This is a genomic window from Paenibacillus sp. FSL H3-0333 (genome assembly GCF_038002805.1).
GTDB classification, from domain to species: domain Bacteria; phylum Bacillota; class Bacilli; order Paenibacillales; family Paenibacillaceae; genus Paenibacillus_AQ; species Paenibacillus_AQ silagei.
This window is the reverse complement of record NZ_JBBODG010000001.1, coordinates 4,569,022-4,590,057: the sequence shown is the minus strand read 5'-3', so window position 1 is coordinate 4,590,057 and position 21,036 is coordinate 4,569,022. Positions and strand designations below refer to the sequence as shown.

The 21,036-nt window shown below is 54.0% G+C and carries 15 protein-coding genes; all 15 read left to right on the top strand.

All coding sequences use genetic code 11. The annotated features are described in order from the left end of the window. The first annotated feature begins 22 nt into the window (after positions 1-22). A complete protein-coding gene (gene kdpC / locus MHH78_RS20530) occupies positions 23-643 on the top strand; it encodes a potassium-transporting ATPase subunit KdpC (RefSeq protein WP_209870564.1) in 621 nt (206 codons plus the stop codon). A 63-nt stretch (positions 644-706) separates the two neighbouring features. Then, entirely contained in the window at positions 707-3,028 is a 2,322-nt protein-coding gene (locus MHH78_RS20525; RefSeq protein WP_341168635.1) for a universal stress protein, read from the top strand. Positions 3,029-3,199: 171 nt separating this feature from the next. Then, positions 3,200-4,141 (top strand): ketopantoate reductase family protein, encoded by a 942-nt coding sequence (locus MHH78_RS20520; protein ID WP_341168634.1) that lies wholly within the window; start codon positions 3,200-3,202, stop codon positions 4,139-4,141. A gap of 228 nt (positions 4,142-4,369) precedes the next feature. After that, positions 4,370-5,563: an IS256 family transposase gene (locus MHH78_RS20515; protein WP_341166367.1), complete on the top strand. Its 1,194-nt coding sequence runs from the start codon at positions 4,370-4,372 to the stop codon at positions 5,561-5,563. 714 nt (positions 5,564-6,277) lie between these two features. Continuing rightward, positions 6,278-6,763 (top strand): nitroreductase family protein, encoded by a 486-nt coding sequence (locus tag MHH78_RS20510; RefSeq protein ID WP_341168633.1) that lies wholly within the window; start codon positions 6,278-6,280, stop codon positions 6,761-6,763. Between the two features lie 44 nt (positions 6,764-6,807). After that, positions 6,808-8,553 (top strand): ABC transporter ATP-binding protein, encoded by a 1,746-nt coding sequence (locus MHH78_RS20505; protein ID WP_341168632.1) that lies wholly within the window; start codon positions 6,808-6,810, stop codon positions 8,551-8,553. Next, on the top strand, positions 8,537-10,378 hold the full coding sequence (locus MHH78_RS20500; RefSeq protein WP_341168631.1) for an ABC transporter ATP-binding protein: 1,842 nt from the start codon (positions 8,537-8,539) through the stop codon (positions 10,376-10,378). The genes MHH78_RS20505 and MHH78_RS20500 overlap by 17 nt, the downstream gene beginning before the upstream one ends. Before the next feature lie 660 nt (positions 10,379-11,038). Beyond that, positions 11,039-11,719, top strand: coding sequence for a response regulator transcription factor (locus tag MHH78_RS20495; protein WP_076075658.1), 681 nt, complete (start codon positions 11,039-11,041; stop codon positions 11,717-11,719). Beyond that, entirely contained in the window at positions 11,716-13,470 is a 1,755-nt protein-coding gene (locus MHH78_RS20490) for a sensor histidine kinase (RefSeq protein ID WP_076075656.1), read from the top strand. The genes MHH78_RS20495 and MHH78_RS20490 overlap by 4 nt, the downstream gene beginning before the upstream one ends. 39 nt (positions 13,471-13,509) lie before the next feature. Beyond that, complete coding sequence (gene pssA / locus MHH78_RS20485) at positions 13,510-14,034, top strand: CDP-diacylglycerol--serine O-phosphatidyltransferase (RefSeq protein ID WP_341168630.1); 525 nt, start codon at positions 13,510-13,512, stop codon at positions 14,032-14,034. Positions 14,035-14,040: 6 nt separating this feature from the next. Next, positions 14,041-14,535: a DedA family protein gene (locus tag MHH78_RS20480; RefSeq protein WP_036728489.1), complete on the top strand. Its 495-nt coding sequence runs from the start codon at positions 14,041-14,043 to the stop codon at positions 14,533-14,535. A 125-nt stretch (positions 14,536-14,660) separates the two neighbouring features. Then, the gene (locus MHH78_RS20475; protein WP_341168629.1) at positions 14,661-17,780 is read left to right on the top strand and encodes a GNAT family N-acetyltransferase; all 3,120 of its coding nucleotides are present in this window, start codon (positions 14,661-14,663) and stop codon (positions 17,778-17,780) included. Positions 17,781-17,800: 20 nt separating this feature from the next. After that, on the top strand, positions 17,801-18,673 hold the full coding sequence (locus MHH78_RS20470; RefSeq protein WP_341168628.1) for an amidohydrolase family protein: 873 nt from the start codon (positions 17,801-17,803) through the stop codon (positions 18,671-18,673). A 435-nt stretch (positions 18,674-19,108) separates the two neighbouring features. After that, a complete protein-coding gene (locus tag MHH78_RS20465) occupies positions 19,109-19,864 on the top strand; it encodes an alpha/beta fold hydrolase (protein WP_341168627.1) in 756 nt (251 codons plus the stop codon). Between the two features lie 36 nt (positions 19,865-19,900). Next, positions 19,901-21,028, top strand: coding sequence for an NAD(P)/FAD-dependent oxidoreductase (locus tag MHH78_RS20460; protein WP_341168626.1), 1,128 nt, complete (start codon positions 19,901-19,903; stop codon positions 21,026-21,028). Positions 21,029-21,036: the final 8 nt, after the last annotated feature.

The following is a 21,036-nucleotide window of genomic DNA, read 5'->3' as shown; positions in this document are numbered from 1 at the left end:
ATACAAGGAGGGCGTAATCATCATGACACAATCTACACATGAGACAACCGGAGAGCAGGTCTCCGCTTCACCAGCAGCTTTTGTCTTTACTACAGTGAGGTTAAGCATCGTATTCATTATTCTCTGCGGAATGATCTATCCGCTGGCTTCCACCGCGCTTGCCCAGGTGCTGATGCCTGCCCAGGCGAACGGCAGCCTGCTGAAGGACGCTTCCGGGAAGGTCGTCGGTTCTGCGCTGATCGGGCAGAGCTTCACGAACCAGGCAATGTTCCAGAGCCGTGTGTCCAGTATCGGGTACAAGGCCGAAGCTTCGGGCTCGAATAACTACGGGCCGTCAAATCCTGATATGCTTCAGCGCACGAAGGATTCGATTGCCCAGTGGAAGCTGGACAATCCCGGCGTCCCTGTAAGTCAGCTCCCTGTGGATCTGATTACGAATTCCGGATCGGGTCTTGATCCGCATATTTCTCCGGCTGCGGCGCTCGTGCAGGTTCCCCGGATCAGCAAGCTGACCGGCATTCCGGCAGATACCCTTGAGGCGCTGGTGAAAGAGCATACCGAAGGGCGTGATCTGGGCCTTTTCGGAGAGAAACGGGTGAATGTGCTGAAGCTGAATCTGGCACTGACAGAGGTAGCGAAGTAAGCTGAGTTCATATAGACTGCTTCCTCCAGTTGTGAGTTGTGCGAATAGAAAGAAGGTGAGTCCGTGGCGCCCTACAAACGCAAGTCTCCTGAGGAGATTCTATATTCTATCTACCAGCTCCAGCGGGGGCGGCTGAAAATCATCATCGGCTCGGTCAGCGGCTCCGGCAAAACCTATCATATGCTGGAGGAAGGCAAGCTGCTGAAGCAACAGGGAATTGATGTGGTGATCAGTGCCGTCTCCACTATGGGCCGTGCGGAGACGGTTCAGCAGCTTGGCGATCTGGAGCGCGTGCCCAGTATCCACTGGCTGAAGGACGGCAAGGAGGAGAAGGATCTGCCGCTTGAAGCGCTGGTGGAGCGCAATCCTGAGGTGCTGCTGGTCGATGGTCTGGCCCACCGCAACCGTCCGGAGGCCCGCTTCCCGACCAGGCTTGCGGACATCCGTTATCTGATGGATCAGGGCATCAGCGTAATTACGACTATTAATGTCTATGAGCTGGCCGGAGTGGGCGAGCAGATCTATGAAATGACCGGCATCCGTGCGGAGTGCACCGTGCCGCTCAATACACTGGAGCTCGCCGATGAGGTACGGCTGATCGATGTGTCGCCGGAGACGATTCTCAAGCGGCTGGAGGAGGGGGTGCTTGGAGAAGGTGCGCATCCGGCACTGTCCCTCAGGGGTAACCTTGGCGTTCTCCGTGAGGTGTCGCTGCGGCTGATGGCGGAAGGGGTCAATGATTCCCTGGAAAAGCACCGCGAGGCCGAGGGACTGATCGGCCCATCAGGCGCGACAGAGCGTATTCTGGTATCCGCGCAGTATCACTGGAATGGTTCCCTCTATATTAGAAGAGGACAGCAGATTGCCAAACGGCTGAACGGAGACCTGCTTATCGTTACCTTCCTCCTGCGCGGCCATCCGCTGACCAAGGATCAGCAGGTATTCAAGCGCTCCATCCGCAAGCTGACTGAACGGATTCAGGCCCGGTTCGAGGAGCTGGAGCTGCTGCGTCTGCGGATGCTGCCTACCATGCTTGTGCGCTATGCCATTCAGAACAATGTCACCCGAATTGTGATGGGGCATTCGCAGAAAAGCCGCTGGCAGGAGAAGTGGCAGGGTTCCATTGCCAGCCGTGTCCTGCGGCGGACGCGTAATATTGATGTGTTCCTGATGGCTGACCGTGCCGAGCAGGAGGGAGAGCGGGTTCTGCCGGTCCGTCCCGCCGTGAAGATGGCGGCGGAACCGTTCCACCGGCTGACCGGCCGGGAGCTGGAGCGGCGGATCGAGGATATCCGCCGGGGCACCTTCAAGGTGTACATCGGCGCAGCCCCCGGCGTAGGCAAAACCTACAAGATGCTCCAGGAAGGCAATCTGCTGCTGGGTAGGGGCATCGATGTGGTTATCGGACTGCTGGAGACCCATGGGAGAGAGGAAACCGGCAAGCAGGTGGGCAAGTTAACGATGATTCCTAGAGCGCGGATTGCCTACTCGTCCACCGAGCTTACGGAGATGGATACAGCGGCTATTATCGCCCGCCATCCCGAGGTGGTGCTGGTGGATGAGCTGGCCCACACCAATGTCCCCGGCAGCCTCACCAAGAAGCGGTATGAGGATGTGATCAAGCTGCTGGAGAACGGGATCTCTGTCATTACCACGGTTAATGTACAGCATCTGGAGAGCCTGAACGATGCGGTGGAGCAGTTAACCGGTGTGCGTGTGCGCGAGACGGTGCCGGATGCCATCCTGCGGATGGCGAGTGAGGTGGAGCTGATTGATGTGACTCCGCAGATGCTGCAGCAGCGGATGCGGGAAGGGAAGATCTATGCGCAGGAGAAGGTTAATCAGGCGCTGGAGTCTTTTTTCAGAATCGGCAATCTGATCGCGCTGCGTGAATTGGCCCTGCGCGAGATTGCCGATGATGTGGATGAGCGGCTGGAGGCCTGGGAGCGTGAGCCTGCCTTACGCGGGCCGTGGAGCAGACGGGAAGTGATCTTCGTCTGTGTAGACACGGGACCACAGGCTGAACGGCTGGTCCGCCGCGGCTTCCGCATTGCACACCGCCTGAAGGCGGAGTGGCATGTACATTACGTACACTGTGCCCGCATGAAGACAGCGGAGGAGCAGAAGCGGCTGGATACGCTGAGGGCTCTGACCGAACGGCTGGGCGGGGTAATGGACATTACGGAGGCGGGAAGCCGCAAGCATCTCTACAGGCATCTGCTCCAGCGGATGAATGATATGCAGACTACGCAGGTGATTATCGGCCAGTCCCGCAGACCCTTCCTGCGCAGCCTGTTCATAACGAGCTTCGTCCAATATCTGCTGCGGCATGCCCGGCATATGGATATGCTGATCGTGGCCGTTCATACGCAGATCACGGAATGAAGCGGCTCTGCGGCATAGGAGCGATACGGGTAATGTACAATTTACACGGGTTTGTTCAGTAATTGACATCCTTGGCACCATTGGCAATTGCGCTAGTAGGGTCCCCGCTGCTAACCTAATGAACAGATGTTCATTTCAATACAACTGTTTGAAGCGGAGAGGGGATACTGGATGCGAATATTAGTGATGGGTGCAGGGGTGATAGGCAGTTATCTGGCACATGTGCTGGTGCGGGGCGGGAATGAGGTTACGATGCTGGCCAGAACGAAGCGGGCGGGCCAATTGCAGAAGGACGGACTGGTCCTCCGGCATTATTTTCAGCGCAAAACGACTGTAGATCAGGTGAAGGTGATATCCGAGCTGCGGAGGGATGATGTCTATGACCTGATCTTCGTAGTGATGAAATACAATGACTTCCCGGCGGTGCTGCCGGCTCTGGCGGACAACGGAAGTACGAATATTGTGCTTGTCGGCAATAACGGGGATACCCGCGGGATGCAGCAGTTCTTCAAGGAGAATAGCCGGATTCCGCAGAATATTGCGTTTGGCTTCCAGATAAACGGCGGGACGCGTGAGGAAGACGGGCGTGTGATCGTTGTAAGCGGTGGCGGCAAGATGGTACTGGGCAGTCTGGAGGGTGAGGTTCCGTTCAAGACGAAGCTTGCAGAAGCCTTCCATAAGACGAAGTATAAGCTGGATTATTCGCTGGATATTAACGCCTGGCTCCTGAGTCACATTGTTTCAATTATTCCGGTTATGTCGGTCATTTATCTCTATGATTTTGATTTGGCAAAAGCAAGCAAAGACTCCGCCCGCTGGAAACAGGCAGTTGCTGTAATGGATGAAGGGTTCCGCGTGCTCTCCACGCTGGGCTTACCCGTTAACCCCGCCTCTCTGGTTAACGGGGCGAAGAAGCACCCGGCACTGCTCGCCCAAGGGTTGAGACTGGTCCAAAAGCTGCCCTTCATGAAGCTGATTGATGGCTCATTCAGCGAGATTGCAGCGCTCTATCAAGCCTTTGAACCTCTGATGCAGCAAGCCCGTCTGTCCACACCGGCCTGGGATGATTTCAAGCAGCAGACGATGAGGAAATATGCGCTGGAGCAGGCTTAGGATGAACGGATGCACGGAGTACAGATGAACATATGAACAGATCAACTCCTCCAAAAGAACAGCTCAGGAAGCTCCGCTAAGGCGGAGTTTGCTGGGCTGTTTTTGCTCCTGCGAGTAGGTGAAGGGATGGCGTAAAGTAAGTTGTGTACCAAGATTTGGAGCCTAGTCAGGCACCAAAAAAGTAGGGTATCCTCGGGATTGCGAAACCACCAAGGAGGAACCCTACCAATGAATATTTTACCCGAAAGTTCTCTGAATAATCTATTTGAAAAACTTGTTAAAGATTTTGTGAAAGACAACATGGAACGCCTGTTGCGCGCCGAAATCCAGGGGTTTATGGAGAGTGAAGAAGCCGGCGCCAGCAATAGTCGCAATGGCTACTATACGCGAGACTTACACACGAAATATGGCCATATCGAGGATCTTCAGGTGCCCCGGGACCGCCAAAGCCTTTTCCAGACGCAGATGTTTGAGCCGTACCAGCGGCGGGACGGATGGTTAGAAGAGGCCGTCATCCAAATGTATAAATCGGGCATGGGTACGCGGGATGTGGCCCGGTTCATTGAAAGTATGTTTGGCAGCCACTACTCCCCCACCACGGTCAGCAATATTACGGCTACAGTGCTGGACGATATCCACCAGTGGCAAAAGCGGCCACTGAGCAAACGGTACTCTGTGATCTATTTAGATGGGCTGTACGTGAAGCTGAAACGGGGCACGGTTCGTGGTGAAGTGGTCTACTTTGCGATGGGAATTGACGAGGAGGGACAGCGTCAAATTCTCGGGTTCTACGTGGGTGGCCAAGAGAGTTCGAATGGCTGGCGGGAGGTACTCAAAGACCTGTACGACCGCGGAGCGCAGGAAGTCCTGCTGGGTGTGTTTGACGGACTGCCGGGGCTGGATGCGGCGTTTAAAGAGACCTATCCTCAGGCGGATGTACAGCATTGCGTAGTGCACAAAGTGCGGGCCACGTTCCATAAAATCCGGTTGGAGCACAAAACCGATGTCATGGAGGCGTTGAAAACCATATATACGGCACCGGATGAAGTGGTAGCCCGGGCTAACTTTGATACGGTCAAAGCGAAGTGGAACAAGCTGTATCCGAAGGAAATGAGGTCCTGGGAGGAACAGTTATCCACACTCCTGACGTTCTACAACTATCCGCTGTCGATCCGTAAAGCGATCTACACGTCGAACCCCATCGAGCGGATGAACAAGGAAATCCGCAAGCGTCTGAAACCGATGAACAGTCTGACAAACATGGATGCCGCAGAGAAAATCGTGTACCTGGAGATGCTGGAATACAATGAACGTCATGCAGGGCGGGTCGCCCAAGGCTTTGGAGTGGATGCCGTTAAAAAGAAGCTAAAAGTGCTATTCGAAACACGCTACCCCTCTTTGCCCACACCGGAAGAGGCGTAACAGAGAAATCCAGTTTCTGGGGGTCGGGGTTCCCCCTTCCCCCAGAAACACTACATCCCAACCCGTAACCCGGGGGAGGCACTTCTACTCTTTTACACAAACTTCTTGACGCTACCGGTGAAGGCACAATGTATGCGGAAAACCGATTACAATGTGCTCGTGAGATGGCAGATGGCCAGATGTAATCGAAAAACCGATTACATTGCGCTGGTTAGAGGGCGGATGGGCAAATGTAATCGAAAAACCGATTACAATGTGCTCGTGAGATGGCAGATGGCCAGATGTAATCGAAAAACCGATTACATTGCGCTGGTTAGGGGGCGGATGGGCAAATGTAATCGAAAAACCGATTACAATGTGCTCGTGAGATGGCAGATGGCCAGATGTAATCGAAAAACCGATTACATTGCGCTGGTTAGGGGGCGGATGGTCAAATGTAATCGAAAAACCGATTACAATGCGCTCGTGAGAGGGCAGAAGGCGAAAAACAAACACAATGGGCTGGCATCAGCGTGCGTGTACCGGATGCCGCTAAAAGTGGACAGATGGGTAAGGCTGTTTTTGCCCAGGAGCCAATTCACTTTCAGCATAAAAAATCATTAACACCATATACATAATGTTCCAATCTACTTATAAAGTATTGTAATTTAACGTGCTAAAGAGATATGCTTATTACCATGTGGATACAAATACAACAGAAGGAGTGGACTACCTATGACTATCATCGATACTATTCAAACGAGAAGAACGATCAAAGCCTTCCGGCCGGACCCGATCAAAGAGGAGGAGCTGAATACTTGGCTGGAGGCTGCCAGCTATGCTCCGAACCACCGGATGAATGAGCCGTGGGAGCTGTTGTTCATTGGGCCGCAGACCCGTGCAGCGATGAACCATAAGACTGATTTTGGCGGCGCTCCGGTGCTGATTGGAGTCTTATCCAAATCTGCCGCTACCACAATGGAACGTGAAGAGAACATCATGGCCGTGTCCTGCTTTATCCAGAATTTCATGCTGGCAGCCCATGAGGCAGGAGCTGGCGTGTTCTGGTCGTCACTCGGCGGTACAGCCAAGGGCCGTGAGGTGCTAAGCGTTCCTGAAGAGCAGGATGTTATTGCGGTGCTTGCCGTAGGGTATCCTTCGGAAGTGCCTGCTGTCAAACAGAGAACACCAATGACTGATAAAATCACATATTTACCCTAAACGGACGAACGGATGCGACGACTGATGAGATGAAGGTGAACTGAATGTGGAAGCTCAGGGGCTTCATGAAGCCGTACGCCCTCTGGAGCGTGCTTGCCCCGCTGTTAATGGTAGTTGAAGTAGTGATGGACCTGCTGCAGCCTGCACTTATGGCCAGCATTGTGGATAAAGGCCTGATGAAGAATGATTTATCGCATATCCTTTCAACAGGCGGCATTATGATTGGAATCGCTGTCATCGGGATGATTGGGGGTGTGGGCTGTGCGATATGTGCAAGTATCGCCTCACAGAATTTCGGGAATGATCTGCGCATCAAGCTGTTTGAGCATATCCAGACCTTCTCGAACCGCAATTTGGACCGGCTGAAGACCGGCTCGCTGATCACCCGGCTGACTAACGATGTGGTGCAGCTCCAGACCTTCGTGCAGATGATTCTGCGGAGCTTCGTGCGGTCACCGCTGCTGCTGATCGGCAGTCTGATCATGGCGGTGCGGATCAGCCCGTCCCTGGCGTTGATCCTGCTCGCTGCGGTTCCGCTGCTGTTCATCCTGCTATTTGTGCTGATCCGGCTCTCTTTTCCGTTATTTGCCCGGATGCAGGAGAAGCTGGATGGGGTGAGCAATGTACTACAGGAGAATCTCACCGGCATTCGTGTAATCAAGGCCTTCGTCCGTGGAGACCATGAGCAGAAGCGGTTTAATACAGCCAATACAGGCTATACCGACACCGGAATCCGGGCGATCCGCCTGATGGCGCTGAATATGCCGCTGATGATGCTGATTCTGAATGCCAGCATTATTGCCGTGCTCTGGTTCGGAGGCATACAGAACTGGAACGGGGCGCTGCCCGTTGGTGAACTAATTGCTTTCATTAACTATGTTACTCAATTGCTCATGTCGATGATGATGCTGAGCACGATGCTTGCCTTCGTATCACGGGCCAAGGTATCGGGGGACCGAGTGAACGAAGTGTTCGCCGCCACAAGTGAAATTACCGAAGCGCCTGCGGCGGACCAAGCAGCCATTACACTCGGACGGATTGAATTCAGCAAGGTCTCCTTCGCCTATAACCGCGCGGATGAGAATCTTGTGCTGGAGGATATCAGCTTTGCAGCCAGCCCCGGGGAGACGATCGCTATTCTGGGGGCTACCGGAGCAGGAAAGTCTACCCTGGTTAGTCTGATTCCAAGATTCTATGAGGTCTTGTCCGGTGCCGTTCTGATCGACGGAACAGACATCCGGGAGATTAGCCTAGAGCATCTGCGGAGCCGGATCGGCTTCGTAATGCAGCAGTCCCTGCTGTTCAGCGGCAGTATCAGGGATAATATCCGTTACGGACGGCCGGAAGCAACAGATGAAGAAGTGGAGCAGGCGGCTGTGGCCGCAGAAGCACATGGATTCATTACAGCTATGCCGCAAGGCTACGACACGCAGCTCGGACAACGCGGGGTGAACCTGTCAGGCGGACAAAAGCAGCGTCTGTCCATTGCACGCGCGCTGTTAATTAAGCCGGCCATTCTGATCCTGGATGACAGCACCAGTGCTCTGGATGCGGTTACTGAAGCGAGCATCCGCCTGCTGCTGAAGACGGAGCTTCAGGATTGTACTGTCGTTATGATTGCCCAACGGGTGTCTTCCATTATGGATGCCGACCGGATTCTGATTCTGGAGAACGGCCGGATCGCCGCACAGGGTACGCATACCGAGCTGATGGCAGGCAGCGAGATCTACCGGGACATCCGTCACTCCCAGCTGAAGGAAGAGGAGGAGCCCTATGTCCAGTCAACGTAAAAGGGAGCAGGCTCCCAGCGGACCTGGAGTGTTAGGCGGCGGGCCTCCCGGCCGTGTTGGCGTAACCCCCAAGGTACGTCCTAAGAATAGCAAGGCAACCATCCTCCGCATCTGGTCCTATCTGAACCGTCAGCGGACAGGGTTGATTATGGTCTATGTATTCACGATTCTGAATGCTGTTCTCGCCCTGATCGGACCCTACCTGCTAGGAAAAGCTATTGATACCGCGATCCTCCCGCAGGATTATAGTCTGCTGGTCCGGTTCTGTCTCCTTCTGGGCGGCATTTATCTGCTGGGCAGCGCCGTCTCTTGGGTCCAGGCTTATGTGATGACCTCCGTCTCGCAGCGCACGGTGTATGAGTTGCGGCGGGACCTGTTCGCAAAATACCAGGAGCTGCCGGTCAGCTTCTTCGATACCCATGCTAACGGTGAGCTAATGAGCCGTGCAACTAATGACATCGACAACGTCTCGAACTCGCTGAATCAGAGTGTAACCCAGCTGCTGAACAGTCTGATTACACTTAGCGGCTCATTGGTCATTATGCTGATGCTGAATGTGCCGTTGACTGGAGTTGCTCTGGTAACCATTCCGCTGGTCGTACTGGCGAGCCGCCGGATTACCGGCTTAAGCCGGATCTACTTCAAGGATCAGCAGCAGCATCTGGGTGAGCTGAACGGCTTCATTGAAGAAGCGGTCAGCGGCCAGAAGGTGATTAAGCAATACCGCAGAGAACAGGCGGAGGTCACCAGATTCCGCGGAATAAGCGGGAAGCTTAACAAAGCGAGCATCAAAGCGCAGATTGTATCCGGTCTGGTAGGACCAGTAATGAACCTGATTAACAATCTGAACTTTGCGCTGATTGCCGGCATTGGCGGCTGGATGGCTTATCATGAGCTGGTTACCGTGGGAGTCATCGTCAGTATGCTGAATTATGCCAAGCAGTTCGGCCGCCCCATCTCCGACCTTGCGAACCAGTATAATCTGATCCAATCGGCAATCGCCGGAGCGGAGCGCGTATTTGAAGTGATGGATATGCCATCCGAGTACAGCGGGGAGCAGCCGCAGGAGCTGGAGCGGATTCGCGGGGAAGTTGTTTTCCGGGATGTAGTGTTCGGCTATAAGCCGGGCGAGCCTATTCTGAACGGTGTAAGCTTCACTGCGCAGCCAGGCGAGACGATCGCCCTGGTCGGGCCGACCGGAGCGGGGAAGACGACCATTGTCAACCTGCTGACGCGCTTCTATGAAGTGAGCGGCGGTGAGGTGCTGATCGACGGCAGGGATATCCGGGAGCTGGGTAAAAACGGGCTGCGCCGCCAGCTCGGTATGGTGCTGCAGGACGCCCATGTCTTCTCGGGAACCATCCGCGAGAATATCCGGTTCGGCCGCCTGGAGGCCACAGACCGTGAGGTGGAAGAGGCCGCAAATCTCGCCAACGTCAGCGGCTTCATTGCGCGGATGCCGCAGGGGTTCGATACGCTGCTGGGCACGGACGGGACCACCTTGAGCCACGGCCAGCGCCAGCTATTGACCATTGCCCGCGCCATCCTGGCCGATCCGGCCATCCTCATTCTGGATGAGGCAACGAGTAGCGTGGATACCCGGACAGAGATGCATATCCAGCAGGCCATGCGGACGCTGATGAAGGGCCGCACCAGCTTCGTGATCGCCCACCGGCTCAGCACCATTCAGGATGCTGACCGGATTCTGGTCATTCAAGGCGGGCAGATCGCCGAGCAGGGAAGCCACAGCCAGCTCCTTGCGCTGCAAGGGATATATTCCGAGCTGTATAACAGTCAGTTCAAGCAAGCCTTTGAAGCCGGGTAACCAAGGCACGCCGATTAAGGTACGATGATTAAATAGCAGACAGCGATCCTCCGTTTAATAGAGAATCGCTGTTTTGCGTTTTGGCTTCAGCCGCTATTAGTCTGAGGGAATTCCTGCACAGAATGCAACAATGTGCATGATCCAGCACCGCGCTGATGAAATTCCTGCACTAATTACAACAATGCGTGCTCTTTAGCTGTGAATCTAACCGAATTCCTGCAATAAGTACAACAATGTGCACTATCTGAGATAAAACGGATCAAGTTCATGCAAAAAATACAACATTTGTATCAAGCGAGGTGTTCAGTGGGGCGTCCAGTGAGGCTTTCTCTTTCAGATTTGTATTCAGTGGGACCACTTTCTCTCTCAGTATGTTTTAGGTGCATTCGCACCCTACTCTCAAACAGCGGAGCGGGCGGAACGATTGTGGAAAAGCGGAGCGTTCGCCTTTGTGTCCGGATTTTCACCGCTAAGGGGAATGGAAAAAATCTGGACACAACAGCGATTGGAACAACGTTCCGTTTGCGCAGCGTTCACCCGAGCGCTAACATTTCGCATACTCCATCACTCATTTTTCAATCAATTTCACAACAGGACACATAAAGGACATAACACTCGACTATGCTGAGAGGTATAAACGGGTTGAAAGCAGGGAGTACATTGAACAAAAAGCTATTGCTTGTCGAAGACGAGCTGCGTATCCGTGAGCTGGTGTCGGATTACTTCATACAGGACGGCTGGGAGGTACGCGAAGCCGATAATGGGCAGGACGCGCTCCTGTGGTTCGATTCGCTGGAGCCGGATCTGCTGATTCTGGATATTATGATGCCCAAAATGGACGGATTTCAGGTATGCCGGGAGATCCGTAAGAAATCGGCGACCCCGATCATTCTGCTGACCGCCAAATCCGCCGATGATGACAAAATACACGGCTTCGAGCTGGGCGCCGATGATTATGTAACCAAGCCGTTCAGTCCCAAGGTGCTGGTGGCCCGGGCTGCCGCGTTGATGAAACGGGTGGAAGGCGCACATCAGCCAGAATCCGGTGTAGTGAGATTCGGCTCGGCCATCTTCAACACCATGGCGCACCGTCTAGAGGTGGAAGGCGCCGATGTCGAGCTAACCCCGAAGGAATATGATCTCCTGTGGCTGCTGATCCGCAACAAGGGCCATGTGGTCTCGCGGGATACCATCCTCAGCCGGGTGTGGGGAATTGAATTCGAGGGGGACTCACGGGTCGTGGACAGCCATATCAAGAAACTGCGCAGCAAGCTGGGGTATGAATCCCGCCACATCCGCACAGTCATTGGAACCGGCTACAGATTCGAGGATGAAGAATGAAAAGATGGGGAATTACCTTCAAGCTGTTCGTGATGACCGTGATCTTCTTCGTCTGTTTCTACGGGATGGTAATCCTCAGCCAGTTCCTGCTGTTCGACCGCTTCTACCAGACGCAGAAAGAGTCCCGTGTGGAGAAGCATCTTAAGAGCTTCGGGACAAGCTACACCAAAGAAGCCTGGGGCAAAACCCGGACTTCCCGCGAGCTGGTCCGGTTCATGCTGCGCAATAAGACACAGATGGTTATTCTGAAGCTGGACGGCCGTATGAAGTCGGAAGATCCGTTCCGCATGAAGCTGATTGACGATAAAGGCCAGACTCAGGTGATCCCCATGTCCTTGTTCATGAATCAGTTCGGGGATATGCTCCGGTCGGCCCATTTGAAAGAGAATGACCGGGTTACCATCCAGGGAGAGCTTGTCACTGGGGAGAATGACCTCGGCAATCAGTATTTCCCGCTCACGATTACCAAACAGGGGTTCCAGCCGGTAGGCGAAGAGGCGGAGCTGGGCAACACAAGCATTACCGGGACGATTACGGAGCTGGTCCTGCCGGATCTGAAAATATGGAACCCGCGCCAGGGCATCCTTTTTGAGGCCATCGAGGACTGGTTCCCGTTAAATACGGGGCAGCTGGAGAGCCTGGGCAAGCTGAATATGGTCAAGGAAGAGTGGACGGCTCCCTGGAGCGGTATCCGCAATTCCGTGATGATTCTGCCCGTGAAACAGGCCAGCGGGGAGATTGAGCTGTTGTTCTCAGTGACCTCGCTGCAGGATGTTAAGGATTCCAATGAAGCGCTGCGCTGGTTCTTTTTATACTTAGGGCTTGGAGGGTTCGTGCTGATTCTGGTCCTCTCGCTGTTCTATTCCAAGATGGTGACCCGGCCCTTGATCAAGCTCAATAATACGGCCAAACGGATGGTAGCGCTCGATTTCACCGGCCATGCCTCCATCCGCCAGAAGGATGAGCTGGGCAATCTGTCCAGAAGCATGTTCACCTTGTCCCAAAGTCTGGACACTGCACTGGGCGAGCTTCGGGAGACGAATCAGCAGCTGGTGGAGGAGATGGAGCAGAAGAAGAAGCTGGAGCAGATGCAGCAGGACTTTTTTGCCAGTGCCTCCCATGAGCTGAAGACGCCGCTTAGCATCATCAAGGGCTTCGCCGAGGGTCTGGAGGATGGGGTGAGCGCCGGCAAGCAGGATCATTACATCAAGGTCATTATCGAAGAGGCCGACAAGATGGAGTTCCTGGTAAAAGATATGCTGGACCTGGCCCGGCTGGAGTCCGGCACGATCAAGCTGCGCAAAAGCTCCTTCATGCTGAGCGAAATGACGGAGAAGGTGACCGATAAACTGGTGCATTCCCTCCAGAATAAGCAGCTGGATGTGGTCATTATTCCGGCGAATGAATTGCCCGTATATGCGGATGCTACATGGATTGAACAGGTGCTCAGCAATCTGCTGACCAACGCAATCCGTCATGCGGAAGAGGGCAGTACGATAACCGTCACCTTGGAGAGTTCACCCAAGAAGCTGCTGTTCACCATACACAACAAAGGGGAGCGAATCCCCGAGGATCAGCTGGCGCATATCTGGGAGCGGTTCTACCGGATCGAGGCTTCACGCAGCCGTCTGACGGGCGGGACCGGACTCGGATTATCCATTGCGAAGCAGATTTTAGATATGCATGGCTGCCGGTATGCAGTGATGAACACCTCGGACGGCGTCTGTTTTAGTGTAACCTTTGGAGGCTGAGCCGCCCATTACTAACTTGTCAGGAAAGGAGTGAACAGCATGAAATGGAGCTGGCTGCCTTCAATGTGCACACTGGGAAACCTGGGCTTCGGATCAATTTCCCTGCTATTCACGATTGAAGAACGTTATGATCTTGCTTTATTAATGATACTGCTGGCTGCGATATGCGATGTAATGGACGGACTGCTCGCCCGTATGCTGCATTGCACCAGTGATTTCGGCAAACAACTGGACTCTTTGGCGGATATTATTTCTTTTGGCATCGCTCCCGCCTTCCTAATTCTGTTATACCGGCTGGAGAACGTGCAGTGGGTCGGACCTGTCGCTGCGGTCGCATTCCTGATCTGCGGGGCGCTGCGGCTGGCCAGATTCAATATCTCGGCTCCTTCCAAGGGCTTCGTGGGCATGCCGATTACGGCAGCCGGATTGCTTCTGTCGATGACCACACTTATAGGTGAGCGGCTGAAGCCGGAAATGGTCATTTTAATTATGGGACTGTTGTCCATACTGATGATAAGCAGGGTTCCGTTCCCTTCGTTCAAAAAATTCGTTAACAGGAAGTGATTGTTCATGCCATGGGTCATCGAGATGATCTCACAATACGGTTATATAGCTATATTCGCGCTGCTGGCGCTGGGGCTTGTGGGGCTTCCCGTTCCCGATGAGCTGCTGACGCTGTTCGTTGGCTATCTATCCTCTACCATGGTGCTGGATTTCTCGCTTTCGGTTCTGGTCTGTTTCATAGGTTCGATTACAGGCATGCTGATCAGCTATACCATCGGTCTCAGAGTGGGGCAGCCTGTCGTGGACCGGTACGGGAAATGGGTAGGCCTGACGCCCAAAAGATTCGCCTATGTCAAACGCTGGTTTTTCCGGTTCGGCAACTGGACGATATTCATCGCTTATTTTGTTCCGGGCATCCGGCATGTGACAAGCTACATCTCGGGCATCAGTGCCATGTCCTTCCGAAAATACTTAATGGTCACCCTGGCAGGTGCCTTTATCTGGTCACTCCTGTTTGTCTCGATCGGTTATCTGATCGGTTCGAGGCTAACCTTTGCTTGAGTTAAGTAATAATCTTTTATAATCAAACAGGAACTTACAGCGGCTTAACGTTCTGTTATATACTGCAAGTAGTATTTATTGCTATGAAGCTAGGAATTATAGCGATCCGAGGAGGTATGACTGTAATGCCCGAATTACAAGAGATCGAGATTGAAGAATATGTGCCGGCTAAGCATGCCGCTTCCATTGCCGAGATGTGGAACAGAAGCGCAGAGAGCTGGGGCGGAGACGGAGCGTACCGGACAGAGGAAAGCGTGCTGCGGGAACACGAGAACAGCCCCATGCTCAAGTTGTTCCTGGCGGTAAGCGGCTCAGAGGTCATCGGATATTGCAGCTTCTCTCACTATAAAGAGGATACCGGGGCGCTCTATATCGCTCTGCTCAACGTGAGACCGGATTACCATGGACGCAAGGTGGGCAAGCGGCTGGTAAGGCGTTCGATTGAAGAGACGATTAAGCTGGGCTGGCCGCGGCTGGATCTCTATACGTGGCCCGGTAATGTCAAGGCGGTGCCTACGTATAAGAAAAGCGGGTTCTTCTGGGAGAACCGGGATGACACGACTCATCTGATGAACTTCATTCCCTCGGTGCTTCAGACCGGAGCGGTGAAGTCTTTTTTCGAGAAGATAGACTGGTATAACGACAGCATCCGTGAGATCAAGGTGGAGCCTGACGGTCATGGGGAAAACGGCTTTGACTATTTTACATATGAATGGCTGAAGGACGGTCTGTCGCTGAAAATGGAATATGAGCGGACCGGCCGCGGCCTGCGCCTCATTGAGACGGAGGATTACCGGATACAGGTAACGATTCCTGCGCAGCATGAGCTGCCGTTTGGAGCGGAATATCCTGTCATTTATGAAGCCGTTAATAAAAGCGGGAAGCCCTTGTCGCTCCAGATTAGCGGTAAAAGCAATGCGCAAATCCGCTTGGAGCTGGAGGCTGCTCAGGATATCGAATCCGAGGCGCGGATCGAAGGCCGCTTCTTCATCCATCCGGTGGAGGAGGAGCAGGATCTCTATCAGACCCATCCTGTGGTGGAGGCAGAACTGCTCATTAACGGCCTGCCTGCCGTATTCAAGCTGGGCATTAAGCCAAAGTTCCCGGTCAAGGTAAAGCTCCAGGTACCGGACAGAACGCTTTTCGCGGGCGAAGAGGTGGAGCTGGATGTGACGGTGGAGAATGAGTACAGCACAGACACCGTGTTCAGCTTCGAGCTGCCGGAGGACGAGATTCTGTCGTTCAGTCAAAAGCATTACACCGTTGAGGTTCCTGCCAAGAGCCGGAGGACCGTTACCGCAGCGGCCCGGCTGCTCGGGTACGGGATTTGGCACCATTCGGTGAGCATCCGCAGTGCAGAAGAAGGAGCGGATTCAGCTATACTGGAGCAGGAGCTGAGCCTGGTCTTCACCGGAGCAGAGACGGTCTTCGGCGGCCCGACCGACAAGGACTGGATCATCAGCAATGGCCGCTATTCCGCCGTTCTGAACAAAACGAACCATTGGCTTACTTTTTTCCAGAACCGTAAATATCTGATGAACCTGCCTTATCCGAAGCTTGGACTGCCGTATACGAATGAATTCAACAAATTCTCGGCGCTGGATGTGAAGATCTCCAGGGATCAAGAGGCTATCGTGCTTGAGGCCACTTATGAGATCGGCATCCGGAAGGGCTTGCTGCTGACGATGGTTGTGAAGCTGTTCAGCAACGGTATAGTCTCCCGTTATTTCAGAATCGACAACCCGCAGGCTACCGTTCAGGAGGAAGAGCTGTTCCTCAGGGACAGCTTCCGCTTCAACCTGCATGGAGGCGTCATCCCTTACCGCGGCAAATATATAGATCTGAGCGCAGGGGCTGAAGCCTCCGGCATGGATTACTGGGAAGCGCAGGAATTCACGGAGAACTGGATGTTCGCTGCGGATGAAGGCTTCTCCAGAGGGATTAGCTGGCCGTCAGAGCTTAAGCTGATTCAGGACTCGTGGATGCATGCTGTGGAGCATTCTCTGGGGCGGATTCCCGCCGGCGGGCGGAAGGAAACGCAGCCGCTGCGGATCGCTCTGGGAACCTGGGACCATTGGCAGGATTTCCGTGCTTATGCGCTGCAAAGCGGTAATAGCAATGCTGAGGAACTGACCACTACAGAGCAGCTGGAGCTGAGCCTGAATAACGGGAATCCGTTCATGGCTGGAGAGGCTAAGCTTCTCCTTCAGGAGCAGAAGAAGAGCTATCTGGTGGGTGAGATTCGGATCTCTTCCGAAGCAGGCAGCATGGAGGAAGCGCGGTTAACGGTTCAAGAGGAAGAGAAGCTCAGAGAAGCGGCTCTGCCGCTGACAGTACCGGCAGGCGCTGCCCCGGATGTGCTGACCCTGCATCTGGATATGGACAGTTATGTGCAGGATCAATCCTTCCTGGTCTTGCCTGTCGCGGATGAACGTGTCCGGCAGGAGAGACTTGTAGCAGAAGGGGCGCAGGTACTGGCTGTAGACAACGGGGTACTGCGGATACAGGCCAGCCCTGACTTTGCGCCGGGACTATTCTCGCTGGTCCATCAGGGCGAGGAATGGCTTGAAGCTTCTTTTCCGCAGCCGATTGCAAAGTCTTGGTGGAATCCATGGGTAGGCGGAATCGTAACCAGTGTGGGCGACATTGCCTTGCGCAGCTTCATGGAGGAGCCGTTAACGGCTGATTTCGCCGAACTGACCGATAATAAGGGGAACCGCTGGTCGGGTATCCGGATGAGCGTCACCATTCAGAAGAATGATAAATACAAAGGACTCGTACTGCATCAATATTACATGCTGCTGCCGGGCGTTCCGGTGCTTGCCTCTACGGTACATGTGGAGCAGAATACAGGCGGCCCGCTATGCCCATTGAAGCTTGAGACTTCAACCTTCTATACTGCCGCCTCCGGCATACAGGATGGCAGGGCGTATCTTAAGAACAGCAGAGGTCAAGAGCTCACCTACAAGTCAGGCCGGGGACAGGCAGAGGATGCAAGCCATAACGGGATCCTGCAAGTGGGTTCCATGGAACGCCAGCAGCGTCTGTCATTAGTTACATCATTTAAGCATCCGTCACCTTCCTTGTTAGTCAATTCCGTCGCATTGACGTCTTATGCGGAAGAGTACCTGCATCTGCAGGATGGCAAAGAGCAGTTCAGCAAGCCGCAATTCTATCTGATCTCGGATCTCCAGGTACCTGAGCAGGCTTATGGCGATCTGCTGTCCATCCGGTTCAAGAAGTGAGTCAGAGAAAGGAAACTTCTATGAAAATCATTGACGCACATGTGCATTATTCCAATATTGCAGCCTTCCACGAAACAGCGCAGACCCTGGCACATATCGATTATACCGGCAAGGGACTCCAGGAGGAGTTCCGCCGCAGCGGTGTCATTGCCGGGGTCGGCATGGGAGTGACCGAGACGGTTGCCGGAGCTTTTCCCGATTCCGCTGCGCTGAATCCTATGCTGCTTGACCTGAGCGAGACACTGCCGGACAATCTGTTCACCTGCGTAGGCATTAACCCGCTCACCCTTCATCTGGAGGGGCAGCTTGAAGCACTGGAGCAATCGCTGCAGCGCTCCGATGTCGTTGGCATCAAGCTGTACGCCGGGTATTACCACTTCAATGTGGGGGATGAGATCTATGATCCGGTCTATAAGCTGGCTGCCGCTTACGGCCTCCCGGTGGTCATTCATGGCGGATTGACTTATGCGGACCAGGGATTGCTGAAGTATTCCCATCCGCTGTCCATGGAGGAGACCTTCCTGAAGCACCGGGAGATTACCTTCATGCTCTGCCACCTGGGCGATCCTTGGGTGATGGACACCGCAGCCCTGCTGGAGAAGAACCCTAACCTGTACACAGATCTATCCGGCTGGATTGTCGGCGATCAGGCCAAGGTGGACCGGCTGCTGACCGAGCAGACCTATACCGACCATTTCCGCCGGGCGCTGGTGTTCGCCGAGAAATACGACCGGCTGGTCTTCGGCACCGACTGGCCGCTGGTCCCGCTGGACGCTTATATTACCTTCGTGAAGCACCTGGTGCCGGAGGCTTATCATGAAGACGTCTTTTATAAAAACGCACTCTGCGTATTCCCTAAGCTTGCGGAGCGGATCAAAGAACTGAATCTGTAGTGAGATGGGCTGCAAACTTCCCCCGGAATGGTATTCCGGGGGTTTTTAGTTTCGTTTCCACTTGTTGAGTGGGGGGAGGGTTACTACTTCTGATGGACGACCTGTGGTAAGCTGAGAGTAGTACTGCATCAGCTTTAACACTGTAAGTGATTGTATTTCCTACAATAGAAAAGGCAGAGCTGACCGTAAAATGAGATTCTAATGTATTTCATACAGTGGAATGTTGTGTTTTGGGTGAAAAATGGCCTTTTTTCAACATTCAATTGTACGGAATACAGTAGATGCTATTTCGAAGCCTTTTTTACAGCAATCTATTGTACAAAGTGCAGTTACTATCGTTCAAGTGCCTACAGCATCCGAATGACTGCTGTGCGAATGAGAAGCTGGCTCGTTAAGGTCCGGTAATGGTCATATTCACAAAGGGAGGCGGGTATTATGCCATACATACAGGTACATGATCTTGAAATGTTCTATGAACAGATGGGCACCGGAGAACCGGTAATCTTCCTGCACAGTCATTATTCCCGCAGCATGCTGGCTTTCAGCAGCCAGGTTCTGGACTTCCAGAGCCATTACAGTTGTTACTTCCCTGATCTTAGAGGGCATGGCAGGACCCGCTGCCGGGATCTGGACTGGTCTACTCCACGAATAGCTGAGGATGTCGCCGGATTCATGGATAGGATGAACATTGAACAGGCACATCTTATTGGATACAGTATGGGCGCGGGCGTAGGGCTGTACCTGGCGGTGAATCATCCGGGACGGATTGCTACGCTTACTACGATTGGAACCAGCGGATTCTGTGAACCGGCTGGAGCCGGAGAATACGAGCCTGAACAGCTGCTGGCGAATCAGCAGCAAGCCTTCATTAATCAGATGATCGAGAGGCATCAGGAGGCCCATCGGGGGAATTGGCAATACTATCTGCGGCAAACGGTGCAAGACTGGATCAGATACCCGGATCTCACGGAGGAGCAACTGGGCAGTATAACCTGCCCGGCACTGCTAATTTCAGGGGAACATGATCCGTTCGCGGGAGAGGACAGAACGGTGAAGCTCGCTTCCCTGCTTACGGATGCAAGGACGCTGATCGTTCAGGGAGCGGGGCACCGCCCGCATATGTTAAGGGAACAGCCCATCCTGGTGAACGATACGATTCTTGAATTCCTTGCACAGAACCCTATCCACTAACACAAGGGGATGTACACATCCAGAAAGGACGTACAGATGAAGAAAGTCATCGTGATCGGAGCAGGGATTCTCGGAGCCTCGGCAGCCTACCAGTTAGCAGTGATGGGCGCAGAGGTGCTGATTATAGACCGTCAAGACCCTGGACAAGCTACGGATGCAGCGGCAGGCATCATCTGTCCCTGGCTGTCGCAGCGGCGCAATCAGGCCTGGTACCGGCTGGCGAAGGCGGGGGCGCGGTTCTACCCTGAGCTGATTCAGCAGCTGGAGCAAGGCGGAGAAGCGAATACCGGTTATGCCCGGGTTGGAGCGCTTAGTATACATACGGATGAGAGCAAGCTCGACAAAATAGAAGAGCGGGCACGGTTGCGGCTGGCGGATGCCCCGGAGATCGGAGTCATTACGCGGCTTAACCCTCAGGAGACCCATGAACGGTTCCCGCTGCTGGCGGAAGGATACGCCTCGGTACATATCAGCGGTGCTGCCAGAGTGGATGGCCGCGCTTTGCGGGATGCTCTGCTACATTCTGCACAGCAGCAGGGTGCGGTAATGGTTACCGGTGACGCTGCGCTTGCCTTTGAACCGGGCCGGGTCACCGGAGTCAACGCAGGGGGACGCTATTATCCGGCGGATGAAGTGCTTATCTGCGCAGGCGCATGGGCGAACCCGCTGCTCCGGCCGCTGGGCATGGACTTTAAGGTGAGCTACCAGAAGGGGCAGATCATGCATTTGCAGGTATCTGACCAACAAGATACGGAAGTCTGGCCGGTGGTGATCCCGCCAAGCGATCAATATCTGCTCGCTTTTGCCCGGCAGCAGATTGTTATCGGAGCTACTCATGAGAATGACGTAGAAGGATATAATACCAGAGTGACCGCCGGCGGGATGCAGGAGATTCTGGCTAAAGGGCTGGAAGTTGCGCCTGGACTGGCGGATGGTACCTATAGTGAAGTGAGGGTCGGCTTCCGTCCGTTCACTCCGGGATTTCTGCCGGTCATAGGGGCTGTCCCCGGGTGGAGCGGAGTCCTTGCGGCCAATGGTCTGGGAGCTTCAGGACTTACGATGGGGCCGTATATCGCTTATCAGCTGGCGAAGCTGGCACTCGGCAGAGAGCCTGATCTGGAGCTGGATGATTATAGCCTTCAGAGAGCCATAACGGGCGGATGATTACGAAT

Coding starts and splice junctions, on each gene's coding strand:
- kdpC (WP_209870564.1), top strand. CDS start 23: ATGACACAATCTACACATGAGACAACCGGAGAGCAGGTCTCCGCTTCA.
- MHH78_RS20520 (WP_341168634.1), top strand. CDS start 3,200: ATGCGAATATTAGTGATGGGTGCAGGGGTGATAGGCAGTTATCTGGCA.
- MHH78_RS20515 (WP_341166367.1), top strand. CDS start 4,370: ATGAATATTTTACCCGAAAGTTCTCTGAATAATCTATTTGAAAAACTT.
- MHH78_RS20510 (WP_341168633.1), top strand. CDS start 6,278: ATGACTATCATCGATACTATTCAAACGAGAAGAACGATCAAAGCCTTC.
- MHH78_RS20505 (WP_341168632.1), top strand. CDS start 6,808: ATGTGGAAGCTCAGGGGCTTCATGAAGCCGTACGCCCTCTGGAGCGTG.
- MHH78_RS20500 (WP_341168631.1), top strand. CDS start 8,537: ATGTCCAGTCAACGTAAAAGGGAGCAGGCTCCCAGCGGACCTGGAGTG.
- MHH78_RS20490 (WP_076075656.1), top strand. CDS start 11,716: ATGAAAAGATGGGGAATTACCTTCAAGCTGTTCGTGATGACCGTGATC.
- pssA (WP_341168630.1), top strand. CDS start 13,510: ATGAAATGGAGCTGGCTGCCTTCAATGTGCACACTGGGAAACCTGGGC.
- MHH78_RS20480 (WP_036728489.1), top strand. CDS start 14,041: ATGCCATGGGTCATCGAGATGATCTCACAATACGGTTATATAGCTATA.
- MHH78_RS20475 (WP_341168629.1), top strand. CDS start 14,661: ATGCCCGAATTACAAGAGATCGAGATTGAAGAATATGTGCCGGCTAAG.
- MHH78_RS20470 (WP_341168628.1), top strand. CDS start 17,801: ATGAAAATCATTGACGCACATGTGCATTATTCCAATATTGCAGCCTTC.
- MHH78_RS20465 (WP_341168627.1), top strand. CDS start 19,109: ATGCCATACATACAGGTACATGATCTTGAAATGTTCTATGAACAGATG.
- MHH78_RS20460 (WP_341168626.1), top strand. CDS start 19,901: ATGAAGAAAGTCATCGTGATCGGAGCAGGGATTCTCGGAGCCTCGGCA.